Annotated in this window: 22 protein-coding genes; 15 read left to right on the top strand and 7 right to left on the bottom strand. The window is 71.6% G+C overall.

Annotation, left to right across the window (positions count from 1 at the left end; translation table 11 throughout):
* Window positions 1-120 precede the first annotated feature (120 nt).
* The gene (locus ACWC09_RS45135) at window positions 121-285 is read right to left on the bottom strand and encodes a hypothetical protein (protein ID WP_450857215.1); all 165 of its coding nucleotides are present in this window, start codon (window positions 283-285) and stop codon (window positions 121-123) included.
* A 236-nt stretch (window positions 286-521) separates the two neighbouring features.
* Between ACWC09_RS45135 and ACWC09_RS45130 the strand changes: the two genes are divergently transcribed.
* The 4 genes from ACWC09_RS45130 (at window position 522) to ACWC09_RS45115 (ending at window position 4,506) form a co-directional block, all read left to right on the top strand.
* On the top strand, window positions 522-1,736 hold the full coding sequence (locus ACWC09_RS45130) for an NYN domain-containing protein (protein WP_450857214.1): 1,215 nt from the start codon (window positions 522-524) through the stop codon (window positions 1,734-1,736).
* Between the two features lie 122 nt (window positions 1,737-1,858).
* Window positions 1,859-2,830, top strand: a complete 972-nt coding sequence (locus ACWC09_RS45125; protein WP_450857217.1) for an ABC transporter ATP-binding protein — start codon at window positions 1,859-1,861, stop codon at window positions 2,828-2,830.
* Between the two features lie 124 nt (window positions 2,831-2,954).
* Complete coding sequence (locus tag ACWC09_RS45120; RefSeq protein WP_450857212.1) at window positions 2,955-3,779, top strand: ABC transporter permease; 825 nt, start codon at window positions 2,955-2,957, stop codon at window positions 3,777-3,779.
* A 34-nt stretch (window positions 3,780-3,813) separates the two neighbouring features.
* The gene (locus ACWC09_RS45115) at window positions 3,814-4,506 is read left to right on the top strand and encodes an AAA family ATPase (RefSeq protein ID WP_450857210.1); all 693 of its coding nucleotides are present in this window, start codon (window positions 3,814-3,816) and stop codon (window positions 4,504-4,506) included.
* Window positions 4,507-5,264: 758 nt separating this feature from the next.
* Here ACWC09_RS45115 and ybaK read toward each other — a convergent pair.
* The 4 genes from ybaK to ACWC09_RS45095 form a co-directional block, all read right to left on the bottom strand.
* Entirely contained in the window at window positions 5,265-5,765 is a 501-nt protein-coding gene (gene ybaK / locus ACWC09_RS45110) for a Cys-tRNA(Pro) deacylase (RefSeq protein WP_450857208.1), read from the bottom strand.
* A gap of 20 nt (window positions 5,766-5,785) precedes the next feature.
* Window positions 5,786-6,526 carry an LON peptidase substrate-binding domain-containing protein gene (locus ACWC09_RS45105; RefSeq protein ID WP_450857206.1) on the bottom strand — a complete coding sequence of 247 codons (741 nt, stop codon included), beginning with the start codon at window positions 6,524-6,526 and terminating at the stop codon, window positions 5,786-5,788.
* An 11-nt stretch (window positions 6,527-6,537) separates the two neighbouring features.
* Entirely contained in the window at window positions 6,538-7,602 is a 1,065-nt protein-coding gene (locus tag ACWC09_RS45100; RefSeq protein WP_450857204.1) for a hypothetical protein, read from the bottom strand.
* Window positions 7,603-7,731: 129 nt separating this feature from the next.
* Window positions 7,732-9,309, bottom strand: coding sequence for an oxidoreductase (locus ACWC09_RS45095; RefSeq protein ID WP_450857203.1), 1,578 nt, complete (start codon window positions 9,307-9,309; stop codon window positions 7,732-7,734).
* A gap of 204 nt (window positions 9,310-9,513) precedes the next feature.
* Between ACWC09_RS45095 and hisD the strand changes: the two genes are divergently transcribed.
* The 10 genes from hisD (at window position 9,514) to ACWC09_RS45045 (ending at window position 17,206) form a co-directional block, all read left to right on the top strand.
* Window positions 9,514-10,839, top strand: a complete 1,326-nt coding sequence (gene hisD, locus ACWC09_RS45090) for a histidinol dehydrogenase (RefSeq protein WP_450857201.1) — start codon at window positions 9,514-9,516, stop codon at window positions 10,837-10,839.
* Window positions 10,836-11,954 carry a histidinol-phosphate transaminase gene (locus ACWC09_RS45085; RefSeq protein WP_450857200.1) on the top strand — a complete coding sequence of 373 codons (1,119 nt, stop codon included), beginning with the start codon at window positions 10,836-10,838 and terminating at the stop codon, window positions 11,952-11,954. The genes hisD and ACWC09_RS45085 overlap by 4 nt, the downstream gene beginning before the upstream one ends.
* Window positions 11,951-12,553, top strand: a complete 603-nt coding sequence (gene hisB / locus ACWC09_RS45080; protein WP_450857199.1) for an imidazoleglycerol-phosphate dehydratase HisB — start codon at window positions 11,951-11,953, stop codon at window positions 12,551-12,553. Before ACWC09_RS45085 ends, hisB begins: the two co-directional genes overlap by 4 nt.
* Window positions 12,550-12,714, top strand: a complete 165-nt coding sequence (locus ACWC09_RS45075) for a hypothetical protein (RefSeq protein ID WP_450857197.1) — start codon at window positions 12,550-12,552, stop codon at window positions 12,712-12,714. Before hisB ends, ACWC09_RS45075 begins: the two co-directional genes overlap by 4 nt.
* Complete coding sequence (hisH, locus tag ACWC09_RS45070) at window positions 12,711-13,355, top strand: imidazole glycerol phosphate synthase subunit HisH (RefSeq protein WP_450857196.1); 645 nt, start codon at window positions 12,711-12,713, stop codon at window positions 13,353-13,355. The genes ACWC09_RS45075 and hisH overlap by 4 nt, the downstream gene beginning before the upstream one ends.
* A gap of 3 nt (window positions 13,356-13,358) precedes the next feature.
* Window positions 13,359-14,084: a bifunctional 1-(5-phosphoribosyl)-5-((5-phosphoribosylamino)methylideneamino)imidazole-4-carboxamide isomerase/phosphoribosylanthranilate isomerase PriA gene (gene priA / locus ACWC09_RS45065; protein WP_450857195.1), complete on the top strand. Its 726-nt coding sequence runs from the start codon at window positions 13,359-13,361 to the stop codon at window positions 14,082-14,084.
* On the top strand, window positions 14,081-14,479 hold the full coding sequence (locus ACWC09_RS45060; protein WP_450857194.1) for a RidA family protein: 399 nt from the start codon (window positions 14,081-14,083) through the stop codon (window positions 14,477-14,479). The genes priA and ACWC09_RS45060 overlap by 4 nt, the downstream gene beginning before the upstream one ends.
* Complete coding sequence (hisF, locus tag ACWC09_RS45055; RefSeq protein WP_450857193.1) at window positions 14,476-15,231, top strand: imidazole glycerol phosphate synthase subunit HisF; 756 nt, start codon at window positions 14,476-14,478, stop codon at window positions 15,229-15,231. The genes ACWC09_RS45060 and hisF overlap by 4 nt, the downstream gene beginning before the upstream one ends.
* Before the next feature lie 124 nt (window positions 15,232-15,355).
* A complete protein-coding gene (locus tag ACWC09_RS45050; RefSeq protein ID WP_450857192.1) occupies window positions 15,356-15,946 on the top strand; it encodes an ArsR/SmtB family transcription factor in 591 nt (196 codons plus the stop codon).
* A gap of 15 nt (window positions 15,947-15,961) precedes the next feature.
* The gene (locus ACWC09_RS45045) at window positions 15,962-17,206 is read left to right on the top strand and encodes an MFS transporter (RefSeq protein ID WP_450857190.1); all 1,245 of its coding nucleotides are present in this window, start codon (window positions 15,962-15,964) and stop codon (window positions 17,204-17,206) included.
* Window positions 17,207-17,209: 3 nt separating this feature from the next.
* Here ACWC09_RS45045 and ACWC09_RS45040 read toward each other — a convergent pair whose 3' ends face one another.
* Complete coding sequence (locus tag ACWC09_RS45040; RefSeq protein ID WP_450857189.1) at window positions 17,210-17,608, bottom strand: VOC family protein; 399 nt, start codon at window positions 17,606-17,608, stop codon at window positions 17,210-17,212.
* Between the two features lie 10 nt (window positions 17,609-17,618).
* Window positions 17,619-18,254: a TIGR03085 family metal-binding protein gene (locus tag ACWC09_RS45035; protein ID WP_450857188.1), complete on the bottom strand. Its 636-nt coding sequence runs from the start codon at window positions 18,252-18,254 to the stop codon at window positions 17,619-17,621.
* A 140-nt stretch (window positions 18,255-18,394) separates the two neighbouring features.
* Here ACWC09_RS45035 and hisI point away from each other — a divergent pair, with 140 nt between their 5' ends.
* Window positions 18,395-18,799 carry a phosphoribosyl-AMP cyclohydrolase gene (gene hisI / locus ACWC09_RS45030; RefSeq protein WP_450857186.1) on the top strand — a complete coding sequence of 135 codons (405 nt, stop codon included), beginning with the start codon at window positions 18,395-18,397 and terminating at the stop codon, window positions 18,797-18,799.
* Window positions 18,800-18,808 lie beyond the last annotated feature (9 nt).

Genomic DNA, 18,808 nt, shown 5'->3' with positions numbered 1-18,808 from the left:
CGGCAGGCCGAGCGACGGCGAGCTATTGACGCCACGCACCCCCGCGGCGCACGGCCCATAGAATTTCAGTCATGGGGATAGTCGCCGGGCTGGACGGATGTGTATGTGCAGGTGCAGATGTCAGTTGTGACCGAAGCGCTTCTGCTTGCCCTTGCGGGCCATGTCGTTCGGAGTCACCTGGATCATGCGGTGTTCGGCCTGCGCCTCCATCGAGGACTGCTGGGCCTGCTGCTGACCATGCTCCGACGGCGGCTGCTTACGGTCCTGCTTCTTGTTCTTGGCCATGGTGATCTGCCTCCTGTGGGGGATCTAGGGGCCAGGGCCGGGACCAGATTCACATAGGCTGAGAAAGAGCGCATTTCGGATAATTACCGACCGTTACAGGGCTTGTCGGAGCGCGCAGGTGGCGGACGGACCCCGAAACGCCACGCCGAAGATCGAGTTCGGGCCGTTAACACCTGCGCGGTCGGGCAGACTCGAAGGAAGCCCGAAGCAAACCTCCCGGAAAGAGGGTGGATCGCGTGGACCGCTGCATCGTCCTGGTGGACGCCGGGTATCTGCTGGGTGCCGCCGCGAGTCTCCTCGCCGGGGAGCCCTCCCGCTCCCGCATCACCGTCGACCACACCGCCCTCATCCAGGGCCTGCGAGAACGCGCCGAGTCGGACACGGAACGACCGCTGCTGCGCATCTACTGGTTCGACGGCGCCCCCGACCGCGTCCCGCAGCCCGAGCACCGCCGGCTGCGCGTGATGCCCCGCGTCACCGTCCGGCTCGGCGCCCTGACCCGCAGCGACGGACGCTGGGCCCAGAAGGGCGTCGACGCCGCCATGCACGCCGAGCTGACCGAGCTGGCCAGAAACCGCGCCTGCTCCGACATCGTCCTCGTCACCGGCGACGGCGATCTGCTGCCGGGCATGATGGCCGCCAAGGAGCACGGGGTCGCCGTACACCTGTGGGCCGTGCAGGCGGCCGACGGGGACTACAACCAGTCCGAGGACCTGGTCGCCGAGGCCGACGAGCGGCGGGTGCTCGACCGTACGTGGATCACCAAGGCCGTACGGGCCAAGGAGCTCGGCGGGGTCTGTGCGCCGCCGCCCGCGCCGCGGCCCGAGATCGCCGCGATCCTGTCGGCGCCGCTGCCGGACTCCGCGCTCGCGGCGGCGGCCGAGCGGACCGTCGAGGAGGGCGAGCACACGCAGGCCGTCGCGGCCTCGGAGAACGGCACGCAGGAGCGGGTGCCCGCGCCCAAGGGCGTCCCCACGCCGAAGGACCTCGCCGCCCTGCGCGCGCCCGGCGTCCAGCCCGCCCAGCACCCCGCGAACGCGACCCTGCGCTGGTCCTCCGACAAGGGCTGGGTCGACCGGCCGCCCGCCGAGGCGGCCGAGGCGGCCTCCATGCCGACGCTGGCGCAGCTGACCACGGCGGAGCAGCGGTGGGCCGACCGGGAGGAGGACATCACGACGGTCGGCGGGGATCCGTTCGAGGTCGGTCAGGTGTTCGCGCGGCGGTGGATGGAGCGGCTGGGGGACCAGAGCCATCTGCAGAAGCTGTCGGGGATGTATCCGCGGATCCCGCACCGGATCGACGGCGAGTTGCTGAGGTACGCGGCGCGCTTCGGACTGCTGGCCCACAAGGACGACCAGATCGACGAGCACGACCGGTACGCCATTCGGGGCGGGTTCTGGCGGGAGATCGACGTGCGGACGGCCGCGGAACACGCTCCGGTGGGCGAGTAGTTCTTTACCGGCGGATGTGCGGTTATGGACCCACCCGAGACCGGGCGGGCGCTCCGGACCCCGTACCCTCGTCCTTTGTGAGTACGCGCGCGGCACAGGCACTTCGGCACGGTGGCGATGTCGTGTGCGCGGTGCGCGGGCTGACCAAGACCTATCCGGCGGTGCGGGGGCGGCGCGGGGTGCCGGGGGCGCCCGCGGTGCGGGCCACGGACGATCTGGGGCTGGACATCCGCCGCGGTGAGATCTTCGGGCTGCTCGGGCCGAACGGCGCCGGCAAGTCCACCCTCGTACGCCAGCTGACCGGGCTGATGCGGCCCGATGCCGGGCGCGTCGAGATCCTCGGGCACGACATCGTGAAGCATCCCGAGCGGGCCTCGCGGATTCTCGCCTACCTCGGGCAGGAGTCGACCGCGCTCGACGATCTGACCGTGTCGCTGGCGGCCGAGACGACCGGGCGGCTGCGCGGCCTGGAGGCGCGGCAGGCGCGGGACGAGCGGGACGCCGTACTCGAAGAGCTCGGTCTTACGGCCATTGCCGGGCGGGCTCTCAGGAAGCTGTCCGGTGGGCAGCGGCGGCTGGCGTGTTTCGCCGCCGCGCTGGTCGGGGAGCGGCCGCTGCTGGTGCTGGACGAGCCGACCACCGGGATGGACCCCGTGGCGCGGCGGGCCGTGTGGGCCGCGGTCGACCGGCGGCGGGCCGAGCGGGGGACGACCGTACTGCTGGTCACCCACAATGTGATCGAGGCCGAGACCGTGCTGGACCGGGTCGCCGTGCTCGACCAGGGGCGGGTGATCGCCTGCGACACCCCCGCCGGGCTCAAGGAGCAGGTCGCCGGGGAGGTGCGGGTCGAGCTGGTGTGGCGCGAGACGGCGCCGCTGCACGTCCCGGAGATGGCCGCACTGCGTGAGCGGGCCGTCGAGGCCGGGCGGCGCTGGACGCTGCGGCTCGCGCCCGAGGAGGCCCGCGCGGTCGTCGCCACGGTCACCGGCGGGGCGGCCTTCGCCGCGCTGGACGACTTCACGCTGGCCACGCCCAGCCTGGAGGACGTGTATCTGGCGTTGGGCGGGGCGGCACGAGGGCTGGTGAAGGCGTGAGCGGGATGCCGGTCGGGTCCGTACAGGTAGTCGTGTCCGTGCAGGTAGTCGTGTCCGTGCAGGGACGGGAGAGCGCGTCCGTAGGGGACGGCGTGCGCGCCGCAGGGAAGGAGCGCAGCTCGTCGTGAGTGTCGTACCCGCCGAGGTTCTGCCCGGTGCCGTGGCCGAGGAGGCCGACGGTGCGCGGGGCGAGGAGGGGCTCGCCCCGCGGGCGCGGATGTGGCCGTCGCTCGCCGCCGTGTACCGGGCGCAGCTGTCGCGGGCCCGGGTGGCGCGGATTCCGCTGCTGTTCGTGGCGACCTTCCAGTCGGTCGGCATCCTGATCATGATGCGCGGGGTCGTGGACGCGGGCGGCGACGACGCCCGGTTCGTGGTCGCCGGGTCGTCCGTGCTGGTCGTCGCCTACGTCGGGCTGAATCTGCTGGCCCAGTACTTCGGGCAGTTGCGGGGGAACGGCGGGCTCGACCACTACGCGACGCTGCCGGTGCCGCCGGCGGCCGTGGTGCTGGGGGCGGCGGGGGCGTACGCGTCCTTCACCGTGCCCGGGACGTTGGTGACCGCGGTGTTCGGGGGCGTGCTGTTCGGGCTGCCGCTGTCGCATCTGTGGGTGCTGATCGCGGTGATCCCGCTCGCGGGTGCGGCGCTGTCCGGGCTGGGGGCGGCGCTGGGGCTGCTCGCGCCGAGGCCTGAGCTGGCCACCTTGCTGGGGCAGTTGGGCATGTCGGCCGCGCTGTTGCTGGGTGTGCTGCCGGCCGACCGGATGCCTGAGGTGGTGCGGTTCGCGCGGGATCTGCTGCCGTCGACGTACGGTGTGGAGGCCTTCGCGCGGACGTTCGGGCCGCATCCCGACTGGGCGGTCGTGGTCGGTGACCTGGCCGTCTGCGCCGGGGTGGGCGTCGTCTCGCTGGCCGTGGCAACCTGGGCGTACCGTCGGGCGGCCGTCCGGTGACGCGCCGCACAGGCGGGCCTGGCACGATGTCAGGGTGACCGCACCGTTGACTCCGCCACCGCCTCCGCATGAACAGTCCTCGCAGAACGTATGGCAGCCGCCGGCTGCCGGGTATGCGCCTCCCGCGGCGCGGGACGCCGCCTGGGACGGTACGTACGGACAGGACGGGCCCGGAATGAAGACCGAAGTGCGGGAGGCCGCCGTGATCACGGTGGCCGTGGCGCTCGGCGGGGTGCTGCTCGGGTTGCTGTGGTGGTGGCTGGCGCCGCATGTGCCGCTGGTCGGGGACGTCGTGGACAAGAGCTGGGTCGTCTATCTCTCCGACAGCGAGGGGGAGCAGGCGGTCGGGGTGGACGGAACGTTCACTCTGCTCGCGCTGGGGTTCGGTGTGGTGAGTGCGCTGGCGGTGTTTCTCTGGCGGCGGCGTGGGGGTGTGCCGCTGGTCGTGGCGCTGGGGGTCGGGGGGCTGCTCGGATCCCTGCTGGCGTGGCGGCTGGGTGTGTGGCTCGGGCCTGCGCAGGATGTGATCGCCCACGCGAAGCAGGTGGGCAAGGGTGTCACCTTCTCGGCGCCGCTGAAACTGGGGGCGAAGGGGGCGGTGCTTGCTTGGTCGCTGGCCGCGCTGCTGGTGCACCTCGGGCTGACGGCGCTGTTCGGGCCCCGGGACCCGGAGCCGTACCAGCAGGGCCCTGGCCAGACGGATCCGTACGGGGCTCCGCTGCCGTAAGCCTGTTTTCTCGCCCCCGCCGCCCCTACCCGTCCCATCCCCAGGGGCAGCCGCCCCTTCGCCCCCGCCTCCTGGGGGCTCCGCCCCCAGCCCCCCGATCGGCCCTGAACGGGCCTCGTCCTCAAACGCCGGACGGGCTGAGAGGGCTGAGCACTGCCGGGCCCCTGCGGGTGGGTGGGGGTTGGGATGGCGGTGGCTTGGCCTCGAACGGCGGACGGGCTGAGAGGGAGGGCTGAGCACCCCGGGCCCCTGTGCGGCGGGACGGCGGTGGCTTGTTCTCGAGCGCCGCGCGGGTTGAGGGGGCTGGGTAGTGCTGGTCCCTGCGGGTGGGTGGGGGTTGGGATGGCGGTGGCTTGGCCTCGAACGCCGGGCGGGCTGGATGGTGGCGGTCGACCTCGAGAAGTGCCGCTGGCTGAGGCGATGCCCGAGCAGGTGTGCGGGGGATCGGGATGGCAGTGGCTCGCTCTTGAGTGGTGGACCAGGCTGAGTGCTGGTGTCGGGTGTTCGGGGTGGCCGTGGCTCGTCGGTGCGTGATCGACGGGCTGAGGATTGCTGAGCGGGGTCGAGTCGGGCCGCCCGCCGCGGGCTCGGCCTCGAACGCCGGGTGGGCTGGTTGGGCGCGCCGGCGTTCGAGGGGGTGGGTCAGGCCGGGCGGTGGCCGTGGTTTGAGCGGCCCTTCTTGGTGCGCCACTTGCGTTTCCGGGTTTTCTTCGACATGTCCCTCGTTCTTAACCGAGCGAGGGACCGGCGTCGAGGGGTCACGCACGGCCGATGGGGGCCACCACCGCTTCTGTGAGCTTGGCCAGGTCCTCGGGGGAGAGTTCGACCTCCAGGCCTCTGCGGCCCGCCGAGACGCAGATCGTGGGGTGGGTGGAGGCGGAGGCGTCCAGGACCGTGGGGAGTTTCTTGCGTTGGCCGAGGGGGGAGATGCCGCCCCGGACGTAGCCCGTGGTGCGTTCGGCGAGGGCGGGGTCCGCCATGGCTGCCCGTTTGCCGCCCACTGCCGTGGCCAGGGCCTTCAGGTCCAGGGTGCCCGCCACCGGGACCACCGCGACGGTCAGGGCGCCGTCCACGTCGGCCACGAGCGTCTTGAAGACGCGGTCCGGGGACACGCCCATCGCCTCCGCGGCCTCCTCGCCGTAGGAGGGATGGGCGGGGTCGTGGTCGTAGGCGTGGATCGTGAAGGGCACACCCGCTGTTGTCAGGGCCACCGTCGCCGGTGTGCCGCCCTGTTGCTGTTTCTTCGACTTCTTCGCCATCCCGGCCTTCACAAGTGACGTCAGTTGAGGCTCGTCCGGCCGCGCGTCAGGTCCGACGCCGGCAGTGACGGCAGGCTACGGATGATCGCCGTCTCGGAGCGAAGGAGTTTCAGTTCCTCGCGGAGACGGGACGCGGTGTCGGGGGCCTGGAGGAGGCGTTGCTTGGCCGGGGTGTCCAGCATCATCGCCGCGGCCACGAGGTAGGAGACGACGGAGGGTTCGTCGGGGAGGTCGGCGCCGGTGGAGAGCGATCGCTCCCTCGCGCCCGCCAGACGCTTCTGGTACTGGCGGAAGGCGCGGAGGACGCCTTCGCCCAGCGCGCCCGCCTCGTCGCCCCGTTCCTCCGGAAGCTCCTCCAGCTCGGCCGTGAGGAAAGGGCCCGACGTGTCGACCGAGACGACCCGGACGCGGGTCGTACCCGTCGCCAGGACCTCGTACGTGCCGTCCTCCCGCTCGCGGATCGTCGCCGCGTCGGCCACACAGCCCACCCCGTGCAACGACTTCAGCGGATCGGGGCCGAAGCCGGCCGCCGGGCCGCGCTCGGGCACTGCCGTGGGATCCGGCATGCCGGGCGCGCTCGGCGCCACCTCGTGGCCGTCGCGGATCGCCACGACGGCGAACCGGCGCGGTTCCTCCTCGGGGGTCTTCAGCAGCTCACGCATCATGGCGCGATAGCGCTCCTCGAAGACGTTGAGCGGCAGGACGAGCCCCGGGAACAGCACCGAGTTCAGGGGAAAGAGCGGGAGACGGACGGTGGTCACGGCGCAAGAGCCTAATGGTCGGCGGAGCGTGCGCGTCCGGCATGGTCACCGAGCGGGTCCCGGGGCGGGGGTACGAGGCCCTCGGAGCAGCGGGCGGTCACCTCGGCGCGCACCTTCAGGAAGAGCGCCAGCGGGTCGTCCGACAGGTGGTCCCACGGGAAGGACGTGGCGTACGGGCCGATCAGCCGGAGCTGAGCGAGCGCGTCCTCGCGGCGCTCCAGGCGTACGAGGACGTACACCAGCTTGTTGCGGATCTCGGCCGGCCAGGGCGTCGCCGCCGGGAAGCGGGCCGAGAGCGCGATCGCCCGGTCGGCCGCCGCGTCCAGCCGCTCGCGCGGCACCTGCGTGCCCGAGCCGCCGGTGAGACAGGCGAGGGCCGCCCGGGACGGCAGCGCCTGGAGGAGCGAGTCGGCCTGGGCGTCCTGCGCGGCCCGGTCGGCGAAGTCGAAGCACTCGCGGTACGAGCCCTTCCAGGAGGCCGCCAGATAGCGCAGCGCGGCCGCGTGGCAGCCATAGTGGTGCGGGGCGCGGCGCAGCGCCGCCTCCCAGAGTTCGCCGAAGTACTTGTGGCCGGCGTGGGTGCCGCGCGCGTGGTCCAACGCGATCCGCCACGGCACCGGATCGCGGTCGTCACCCCGCGCCGCGGCCGTGATCATCGCGCTGACATCGCGCAGCAGCTCCGCGCGCGCCGGGGAGTCCCAGGCGCGGTCCACCGCGAGCTGGGCCCGCAGCAACAGGACGTCCGGGTCCTGGGGCGCGTCGGCGTACCACTGCTCCAGCCACTCGACGCGCGAGCGCGCGAAGGCCGTCAGCCGTCTCGTGTAGCGGTCGCGGTACTCCCATTCGGCACGCGCGCGCGTGGCGGTCAACAGCGCGGACACGGGGCCGTACTCGCCGCGCGCGGCGGCGACCAGCACGGGGCCCAGACGGTCGTCGGGCGCGTCGAGCAGCACCTCGTCGTCGGCGGGCAGGCCGAGGGCGTCCGCGGGCGGCGCGGAGGCGGCGGGGCGCGTCGTGGTCCGGGGGGTCCGGGCCGTGCGGTTGAAGGGGTGCAGCAGTGCCATGGTGTCGACCATTGAAAGGCCGCAGGTCAGGCGTGCGCCAGCCGGAAGGGGCAACTCATCGAAAGTTGTACGCCGCCCAGTCAAGAGACCGTAAAGGTCCTCTGTTCAACAACTGTCCGGCATGTGCAGATCCCGTGATGATCAGTTGCGGCGCAGCAGCCGCGTCGCCCCCGCCGCCACCGTCGTCGCCAGCACCCAGCCCAGCAGGATCATCATCGCGGCCAGCCACTGCCAGCCGCCGCTGAGCTGCCAGACCCCGACCTGGCCCAGGTCGATGACCGGCAGCAGCAGGTCCAGGGCGAACAGCGCCGGGTTCCACGGCGGATGCGCCGCCGGCTGCAGCGGCGGATGGCTCGCGTGTGCGAAGGCCAGCGAGCCCGCGGCCCACAGCACCGCCATCCACACCGCGGCCCGCCCCGGCCGGTACCCGTAGGCCACCGTCCAGTCCTGCGCGTACCCCCACAGCTTGGCGGCGAGCGGCAGGCTCTCCCGGCGCCGACGCTGCTTGGCCAGCAGCACTTCGCGCGCGTCCTCGTCCTCACCGCCCGCCCGCAGCACGGAGGCCAGGCGCTCGTACGGCTCCGGGTTGTACTCGGCGGTCGCCGCGGCCACCCACTCCAGCCGCTCCTCCAGCGGGAAAGGCCCCTGCGGTACGAGGTTCTCGTACTGGAAACCGCCCATGTGCAGGTTGCCCGGACCCGGCCAGGCGCTCGCCCGGTCGATCAGGTTGACCACTCGCGCACCCGACAGAACGATCTTGCCGCGCTGCGGTCTCTCGCCGAGGAAGCGCAGCTCCGGCGTCTGCGCGCGGCGCAGCGACAGCTCCTGGTCGTCGGTGAAGGCGAACCGCGCCCGCTCCAGGTCGACCGCGTCCCCGAACCGCCCGTCGTCGAGCCGCACCCCGCCCTGGGCCTCGAACCGCTGGATGCGCGTCCCGCGCGCGGGCGTCGCCCCGCTCAGCATCGACGCCCCTACGCCCGCCGGGGTCAGGTACAGCGTGCGCCCGACGGTCAGCTGGGGAGCGTTCAGCGCGAGCCTGCCGTACGGGTTGGCCAGCCGGGCACCGCGCAGGCTCAGCGAGACGCCGACCTTGGCGCTGCGCAGGCTCAGCTCGCCCTCCGACTCCAGCAGCTCGGCCTGGAGGTCCTGGCCGACCGTCATGCCGTCGGCGGCGATCGACCGGCCGCTGCGGTCGCGGTAGACGATCGCCTGGTTGAGCATCAGGTCCGTGCCGATGTGCGCGTCGGTGAGCCGCACGCCGTTGTGGAACCGGCACCGGGGCAGATGCAGATCGCCCTCCGTGTGCACCCGGGCCGCCTCCAGCCGCGGCACCGAGCAGTCGACCATCCGCATGGTCGCGAAGCGGGCCTCCGGCAGCAGGACGTCCCGCTCGAAGCGGCAGCCGCGCAGCTCCACGTACGGCACGACGACCCCGCCCGCCAGATCCATCGTGCCGCTGATCTGCACGCCGACCAGCTTCAGCGAGGACACCCGGCCCGCGAGCGCCGGCGGCCCGTCCAACAGCAGCCAGCACACGATCCGCGCCCGCACGGTCCGCTCGGGTCCCCAGGGGTGCCCGCCGTGCGGATCGTCGACGACCGTGTCCCCGCTGCTCAGGTCGTACACGCTGCCGTTGCGGAAGGCCTGCCACATACCGGCCTCGGCCGCGGTCAGGTCGTCCGGCAGCTCTCCGGTGCGGACACCGGCCCCCTCGGTCACTACTCCTCCATCCTTGCGTGCGCACAGCTGTTCATGCCCGTTGAGTCACACCCGAAGCACAGGACGTGCTGTGCCTTGTGGGGGGATACCCCCCCCACACCCCCCGCGATCTTCCGGGTTCCGGCAGGGTTCTGCAGTGGGGTTCTGTATCAGCCATTGATACGCGCGGACGGTGGCTGAGGCCGGTCTGAGAGAATTGACGGTGTGATCTCCCGAATCGATCTGCGCGGCGACGCCCTCCCCGAGGGTCCCGCCCTGCGCGACCTCTTGCCCCGAGCCGACTTCGACGTCTCGGCCGCCCTCGAGAAGGTGCGTCCGATCTGCGAAGCCGTGCATCATCGGGGCGACGCGGCGCTGATCGACTTCGCGGAGAAGTTCGACGGGGTCGCGCTGGAGCAGGTCCGGGTGCCCGCCGAGGCGCTCACCAAGGCACTGGACGAGCTCGACCCGGCCGTGCGCGCGGCCCTGGAGGAGTCCATCCGCCGCGCCCGTCTCGTCCACCGCGAGCAGCGCCGTACGACCCACACGACCCAGGTGGTGCCGGGCGGCTCCGTGACCGAGAAGTGGGTACCGGTCGAGCGGGTCGGGCTCTACGCCCCCGGCGGCCGGTCCGTGTACCCGTCCTCCGTCGTCATGAACGTCGTCCCGGCCCAGGAGGCCGGCGTCGAGTCCATCGCGCTCGCCTCCCCGGCGCAGGCCGAGTTCGGCGGCCTCCCGCACCCGACGATCCTGGCCGCCTGCGCGCTGCTCGGCGTCGACGAGGTGTACGCCGCCGGTGGCGCGACCGCCGTCGCGATGTTCGCGTACGGCACCGAGTCCTGCGCGCCCGCCGACATGGTCACGGGTCCCGGCAACATCTGGGTCGCCGCCGCCAAGCGCTACTTCACCGGCAAGATCGGCATCGACGCCGAGGCCGGCCCGACCGAGATCGCGGTCCTGGCCGACGAGAGTGCCGACCCGGTGCACGTCGCCTCCGACCTGATCAGCCAGGCCGAGCACGACCCGCTCGCCGCCGCCGTCCTGGTCACCGACTCCGTCGCGCTCGCGGACGCGGTCGAGAAGGAGCTGGAGCCGCAGGTCGCGGCCACCAAGCACATCGAGGACCGGATCGTGCCGGCTCTCCGGGGCAGGCAGTCCGCGATCGTCCTCGTGGACGGGATCGACGAGGGGCTTCGGGTCGTCGACGCGTACGGCGCCGAGCACCTGGAGATCCAGACGGCCGATGCCGCCGCGGTCGCCGACCGGGTCAAGAACGCGGGCGCGATCTTCATCGGCCCCTGGGCGCCGGTCTCGCTCGGCGACTACGCGGCCGGGTCCAACCACGTCCTGCCCACCGGCGGTTGCGCCTGCCACTCCTCGGGTCTGTCCGTCCAGTCCTTCCTGCGCGGCATCCACATCGTCGACTACTCGAAAGACGCGCTGGCAGAGGTCGCGCATCACGTGGTCACGCTGGCGGAGGCGGAGGACCTGCCGGCCCACGGGGCGGCGATCAAGGCCAGGTTCGGTTGGAAGGTGCCTGAGAGCAAGTGAGCTTCGGAATCGACGATCTCCCCGTACGGGACGAGCTGCGCGGCAAGTCTCCTTATGGCGCGCCCCAGTTGGACGTCCCCGTACGGCTGAACACCAATGAGAACCCCTATCGGCTGCCCGAGGCGCTGGTCGAGCGCATCGCCGAGCGTGTCCGCGAGGCCGCCCGCGACCTCAACCGCTACCCGGACCGGGACGCCGTCGAGCTGCGCACCCAGCTCGCCAAGTACCTGACCGACACGTCCGGTTACGAGGTGGGCCTGGCCAACGTCTGGGCGGCGAACGGTTCCAACGAGGTCATCCAGCAGCTGCTGCAGACCTTCGGCGGGCCCGGCCGTACGGCGATCGGCTTCGAGCCGTCGTACTCGATGCACGGCCTCATCGCGCGCGGCACCGGCACCGGCTGGATCTCGGGTCCGCGCAACACCGACTTCACGATCGACCTGCCGGCTGCCCAGCACTGGATCGCCGAGAACAAGCCGGACGTCGTCTTCATCACGACCCCCAACAACCCGACGGGCAACGCGGTTCCGCGCGAGACGGTCCTCGCGCTGTACGAGGCCGCGCAGGCGGCCAAGCCGTCGATGGTGATCGTGGACGAGGCGTACATCGAGTTCAGTCACGGCGACTCGCTGCTGCCGCTGCTCGAAGGTAGGCCGAATCTCGTCGTCTCGCGGACGATGTCGAAGGCTTTCGGCGCGGCGGGGCTCCGCCTCGGATATCTTGCCGCGCACCCGGCCGTAGTCGACGCCGTGCAACTCGTACGGCTGCCGTACCACCTGTCGGCCGTCACCCAGGCGACCGCGCTGGCCGCCCTGGAGCACACCGACACACTGCTGAAGTACGTCGAGCAGTTGAAGTCGGAGCGGGACCGGCTGGTGAGCGAGCTCAGGGCGGCCGGATACGAGGTCGTGGAGTCCGACGCGAACTTCGTGCAGTTCGGGCTGTTCGAGGGCGAGGGTGGGTCGCACGCCGCCTGGCAGAAGATCCTCGACCACGGTGTGCTGGTCCGGGACAACGGCATTCCCGGGTGGCTGCGGGTGTCCGCCGGAACCCCGGAGGAGAACGACGCGTTCCTCGACGCGGTACGTGAACTGAAGAAGGAGCAGAGCGCATGACTCGCGAAGGCCGCGTCGGCAGAATCGAGCGGGTGACCAAGGAGACGTCGGTGCTGGTCGAGATCGATCTCGACGGCAGCGGCAAGGTCGAGGTGTCGACAGGCGTCGGCTTCTACGACCACATGCTCGACCAGCTCGGCCGGCACGGTCTGTTCGACCTGACCGTGAAGACCGAGGGCGACCTGCACATCGACTCCCACCACACCATCGAGGACACCGCCCTCGCGCTCGGCGCCGCCTTCAAGCAGGCGCTCGGCGACAAGGTGGGGATCTACCGCTTCGGCAACTGCACGGTCCCGCTCGACGAGTCCCTGGCCCAGGTGACCGTCGACCTGTCCGGCCGCCCCTACCTCGTGCACACCGAGCCCGAGAACATGGCGCCGATGATCGGCGAGTACGACACGACGATGACCCGGCACATCCTGGAGTCCTTCGTGGCCCAGGCCCAGATCGCGCTGCACGTGCACGTGCCGTACGGTCGAAACGCCCACCACATCGTGGAGTGCCAGTTCAAGGCGCTGGCGAGGGCGCTGCGGTACGCGAGCGAGCGCGACCCGCGGGCCGCCGGCATCCTCCCCTCCACGAAGGGCGCGCTGTGACCGGGCTGTCGACCCTCCTGATCGTCGTCGGCCTCTTCCTGGTCGGCGGCATCATCTCCTTCGTCAAGCAGGGGATGCCGAAGCAGCTGATCGTGCTGCTGTCGATCGGTGCCGCGATGTGCCTGGTCGCCGGGATCATGCGGCTGGAGGTGTGGAATTGAGCGCTCCTTCGAAGAAGGTCGTCGTCTTCGACTACGGCTTCGGCAATGTGAGGTCCGCCGAACGCGCCCTCGCCCGCACCGGCGCGGACGTCGAGATAACGCGTGACTTCGACAAGGCCATGGACGCCGACGGCCTGCTGGTGCCGGGCGTCGGCGCCTTCGCCGCCTGTATGAAGGGGCTCAAGGAGGCGCGCGGCGACTGGATCATCGACCGCCGGCTGTCCGGCGGGCGCCCGGTCATGGGCATCTGTGTCGGCATGCAGATCCTCTTCGCGCGGGGCATCGAGCACGGCGTGGAGACCGAGGGCCTCGACGAGTGGCCCGGCTCGGTCGAGCCGCTGCAGGCCGAGATCGTGCCCCACATGGGCTGGAACACCGTCGAGGCACCGGCCGACTCCGAGCTGTTCGCCGGCCTGGACGCGGACGCGCGCTTCTATTTCGTGCACTCGTACGCCGTCCACGACTGGACCCTCGAAGTGCACAACCCGACGATGCACGCGCCCAAGGTGACCTGGTCGACACACGGCAAGCCCTTCGTGGCGGCCGTGGAGAACGGCGCCCTGTGGGCCACCCAGTTCCACCCCGAGAAGTCCGGCGACGCCGGAGCGCAGCTGCTCACCAACTGGATCGGAACCCTGTAGACCATGGCCAAGCTCGAACTCCTCCCCGCCGTCGACGTCCGCGACGGCCAGGCCGTACGCCTCGTGCACGGCGAGTCCGGGACCGAGACCTCCTACGGCTCCCCCCTGGAGGCCGCTCTCGCCTGGCAGCGGTCGGGCGCCGAATGGCTGCACCTGGTCGACCTGGACGCCGCGTTCGGCACCGGTGACAACCGCGCGCTGATCGCCGAGGTCGCGGGGGCGATGGACATCAAGGTGGAGCTGTCCGGAGGCATCCGGGACGACGACACCCTCGCCGCCGCCCTGGCCACCGGCTGCACGCGCGTGAACCTCGGTACGGCCGCCCTGGAGACCCCGGAGTGGGTCGCCAAGGTCATCGCCGAGCACGGCGACAAGATCGCGGTGGGCCTCGACGTACGGGGTACCACGCTCCGGGGCCGTGGCTGGACCCGCGACGGCGGCGACCTCTACGAGACGCTGGAGCGGCTCAACAAGGAGGGCTGCGCGCGGTACGTCGTCACCGACATCGCCAAGGACGGCACGCTGCAGGGCCCCAACCTGGAGCTGCTGCGCAATGTCTGCGCGGCGACGGACCGCCCGGTCGTGGCCTCCGGCGGCGTGTCGTCCCTGGACGACCTCCGTGCCATCGCCGAGCTGGTACCCCTCGGTGTCGAGGGCTCCATCGTCGGGAAGGCCCTGTACGCGAAGGCGTTCACCCTGGAAGAGGCTTTGGAGGCGGTAGCCCAGTGAGCGACGTACGGCGTGTCACGACCGGTGCGCCCTGGGAGGAGGCCTTCGGCTACTCCCGCGCGGTGGAGCTGCCGAACGGCCTGGTGCTGGTCGCCGGCTGCACCTCGATAGTGGACGGCCAGATCGCCGGAGGCGGTCCGTACGAACAGACGGTCAACGCGTTCAACGTCGCGCTCGCGGCGCTGGAGCGGCTGGGGCTCGGTCGTGACGACGTCGTGCGTACGCGCATGTACATCACCCATGCCCGGGACGTGGACGACGTCGGACGCGCTCACAAGGAGCTGTTCGACTCCGTCCGGCCCGCCGCATCCATGATCATCGTCTCCGGCTTCGTGGACCCCAGCCTGGTCGTCGAGGTCGAGGTGGAGGCGTTCCGAGGAGAAACCGCAGTATGACCCTTGCCGTACGAGTCATCCCCTGCCTGGACGTGGACAACGGCCGGGTCGTCAAGGGTGTCAACTTCCAGAACCTGCGCGACGCGGGCGACCCCGTCGAGATGGCCAAGGTGTACGACGCCGAGGGCGCCGACGAGCTGACGTTCCTGGACATCACCGCGTCGTCCGGCAACCGCGAGACGACGTACGACGTGGTGCGCCGCACCGCCGAGCAGGTGTTCATCCCGCTGACGGTCGGCGGCGGCGTCCGCACGGCCGAGGACGTGGACAAGCTGCTGCGGGCCGGCGCGGACAAGGTCGGGGTGAACACCGCCGCCATCGCCCGCCCGGACCTGATCCGCGAGATCGCCGAGCGGTTCGGCCGGCAGGTGCTGGTGCTGTCGGTGGACGCGCGGCGCACTCCCGAGGGCACCTTCGAGGTGACGACCCACGGCGGCCGTCGGGGCGCCGGCATCGACGCCGTCGAGTGGGCACACCGGGCCGCGGAGCTGGGCGCGGGCGAGATCCTGCTCAACTCGATGGACGCGGACGGCACGAAGGACGGCTACGACCTGGAGATGATCGCCGCCGTCCGCAAGCACGTGACGGTCCCGGTGATCGCCTCGGGCGGCGCGGGCAAGCTGGCCGACTTCCCGCCGGCCATCGCGGCGGGCGCGGACGCGGTGCTGGCGGCGTCGGTGTTCCACTTCGGGGATCTGCGGATCGGCGAGGTGAAGCAGGCGCTGAAGGAGGCGGGGTACCCGGTGCGGTGACACCCCCGTAGCGGCGAGGTAGGCCCCGGTCACCTGGTGAGCGGGGCTTACTCATGGAGAGATGCGAAAGGAAAGTTGCGCAAAATCTATTGCGCAATTTTTCTTTCGTACCTAGCGTGGAGGCATGGCAGACAGGGAGAGGGACCGCCGCATCACCGACCTGGGCACGCTCAAGGCGCTCGCCCATCCACTGCGGACGAAGCTGTACCGGGCGCTGACCGTCGCGCGGGTGGCGACGGCCTCACAGCTGGCCGAGCAGGTCGACGAAGCCGTCTCCCTGGTCAGCTACCACTTGCGCAAGCTGGCCGAGCACGGCCTCGTCGAGGAGGCCGAACCGCGGAGCGCCGACGGCCGCGAGCGCTGGTGGCAGCCCGCCTCCGACGGCATCAGCATCCACGACGCGGACTTCCGGGACGCCCCCGAGAAGGCCGCCGCGCACACCGCCGCCAGCCGGCTCTTCTTCGAGCAGCGCACCGACATGTACCGCCGCTGGCTCGACGAGCGCGCCCACTGGAGCGGCGCGTGGACGACGGCCTCCGATTCCTCGGAGTGGCTGCTCAAACTCACGTCCGACGAACTCTCCGCGCTGTGCAAGGAGATGTACACACTCGTCCGCAGGTACGAGGAGCGCGGCCGGGCCGCCGTCGAAGCGGGCGACACCGAGGGCCGCGAGAACGTCGCGGTGCACACGTACGGCTTCCCCTTCCGTATCTGAGATCGGACGGTTCCCGTGACCACCACGCTCGAGTCGCCGGCCCGCCCGAGCGACCGGTGCGCCCACCGCGATCCCAACGTCCTGCGGTGGCTCGGGGCGTACACCTCGTCCGCGATGGGCGACAACGTCTACTACATCGCCCTGTCCTGGACCGCCGTCCAGTCCGGTACCCCCGCCCAGGCCGGATTGGTCACCGCGGCCAGTGCGCTGCCGCGCGCCCTGCTGATGCTCGGCGGGGGAGTGGTGGCCGACCGCTACGGGCCGCGCCGCACCGTCCTGGTCAGCACCGCGGCGCGCAGTGCCCTCGTCCTGACCGCCGCCGGCCTGCTGCTCGCCACCAGCCCCGGGCTGTGGGTGCTGGGCGCGGTCGCGATGGCCTTCGGCGTCGTCGACGCGGTCTTCCTGCCCGCCGCCGGCGCCCTGCCCGCGCGGATCACCGGGCGCGGACAGCTCGCGCGCGTCCAGGGCATGCGGGGTCTCGCCACCCGGCTGGCCAACGTCTTCGGCGGACCGCTGGGCGGCCTCGGTGTCGCCGTCGGCGGCACGGCGGGCGCGTTCGGACTGGCCGCGCTACTCGTCGGCGTGTCCCTGCCGCTGCTGCTGGCCGTCAGGGTCGGCCCGTCGGCCCCCGACGACGCGACGGGACGGAGCGCGGCCCTGACCGAACTGCGGGACGGGCTGCGCCACATCCGCCGGGACGCGGTGCTGCGGCCGCTCGTGATCGCCGCGGCCCTCAGCGACCTGGGCTTCGTCGGCCCGATGAACCTTGGTCTGACCGTGCTGGCGCAGGAGCGCGGCTGGGGCTCCTCCGGCATGGGCTGGGTGGTCGCCGGCTTCGGCACCGGTGCCGGCGCCGCCTCGCTCCTGCTCACCTGGCGCGGGTGGGTGCCCCGCGCCGGGGCCGTGGCCGGGGTGACGACCCTCCTGAGCGCCGCGGCCATCGGCTCGCTCGCTCAGGTGACGTCCGTCGCCGCGGCGACCGGTGTGGCCCTGTGCGTCGGGCTGCTCGCAGGGTTGGCGGGGGCCTTGTGCGGGGCACTGACACAGACCGCGGCGGGCCCGGCCTATCTCGGCCGGGTCACCGCCGCCTCCACGCTCGTCGGCTTCGGCGTCGCACCGCTCACCTTCCCCGTGGTCGGCTGGGCGGCCGACCGGTGGGGTACGGGCCACGTCTTCGCCGTGTGTGCCTCGGTCAGCGCGCTGGGCGGCGTCCTCGCCCTGTGCGTGCAGCCCCTGCGCCGCGCCGAACTCCCCCGCTGACCCTCACTCCTTGCGCTGCGCCAGCTGGATCAGGTTCCCCACGGTGTCGTCCAGTACGGCCGTGATCACCGGCCCCTGCTCCTGCGGGCCCTGCGTGAAGTGCACGCCGAGTCCCTGCAGGCGCGCGTACTCCGCCTCGATGTCGTCCACGGAGAAGACGATGCACGGGAGCCCCGCCTCGTACACCGCCTTGCGGTACGGCTCCGCGATGGGGCCCTGGCCTGGCTCCAGCAGCAGCTGGAGGTCCTGCTGGGCCCCCTCGGCCGCGCCCACCGTGACGAACAGCGTGCCGCCGCCCAGGTCCATGTGGACGCGGGTCTCGAAACCGAGGACGTCCGTGTAGAAGGCGTGCGCCTTCGTGACGTCGTCGACGTACACGCTGGTCATCGCGACCTTGATCATCGTGTGCCTTTCAGATGCCCAGTTGCTTCGCGTCGTGCAGCTTGGCGATCGCGTCCTTGTCGCCGTCCAGTTCGACCTTGGCGGTGCTCTGCCGGCCCATGGTGAACAGCAGCAGCTCGGAGGGCTCGCCGGTCGCCGTCACGACGGGCGTGCCGCGGTGCGCGACCGCCGTCTGCCCGTCCGGACGGCGCAGCACCAGTCCCGTCGGGACACCGCGGCCGATCAGCCGGGCGGTGCGCTCCAGGCGGGACCACAGGGCGTCCTGGAAGACCTGGTCGAGCTCGCGCGGCGTCCAGTCCGGCTGGGCCCGGCGGACGTCCTCCGTGTGGACGTAGAACTCCACCGTGTTCGACATCTCGTCGACCTGCTTGAGCTGGAAGGGCGAGAAGCGCGGTGGGCCGGTGCGGATGAGCTGGATCAGCTCCTCGTACGGCTTCGCGGCGAACTCGGCCTGCACCCGCTCCAGGCGCGGCGCGAGCTGCTTGATCAGAAGGCCGCCGGCGGCGTCGGGGCGGCGCTCGCGCACCACCACGTGCGCGGCGAGGTCACGGGTGAGCCAGCCCTCGCAGAGGGTCGGGGCCTCCGGGCCCTCCGCCTCCAACAGGTCGGCGAGAAGAAGTCGTTCACGCTTGGCGAAAGTCGACATGCAGTCAGCCTACGACCCCCTCCGGGGTCCGCCCACCCGCCACCCGACCACCACACCTCATCAAGGCGCCGCGCGCCCCTGTTTTCCAGTCAGTGGACACCCCACGGTCACTGTCAGTGGCGCGCGGCACAATGGCACCCATGACCAGTACGACCGGTACGCCCCGGCCCAGCAGCCTCGATCCCGAGATCGCCGCGCGCCTCAAGCGCAGCGCCGACGGGCTCGTCCCCGCCATCGCCCAGCAGTACGACACCGGTGAGGTGCTGATGCTCGGCTGGATGGACGACGAGGCACTGCACCGCACGCTCACCACGGGCCGCTGCACCTACTGGTCGCGCAGCCGCCAGGAGTACTGGGTCAAGGGCGACACCTCCGGCCACTTCCAGTGGGTGAAGTCGGTCGCCCTGGACTGCGACGCGGACACCGTGCTGGTCAAGGTCGACCAGGTCGGCGCCGCCTGCCACACCGGCGCGCGCACCTGCTTCGACGCCGACGTGCTCCTCAAGGACGGCGCCGATTCCGGCGTACCGTCCGCGGATCAGTAAGGTCTGCCG

The organism is Streptomyces sp. NPDC001617, from assembly GCF_053596855.1.
This window is presented reverse-complemented; position numbering and strand designations above follow the sequence as displayed.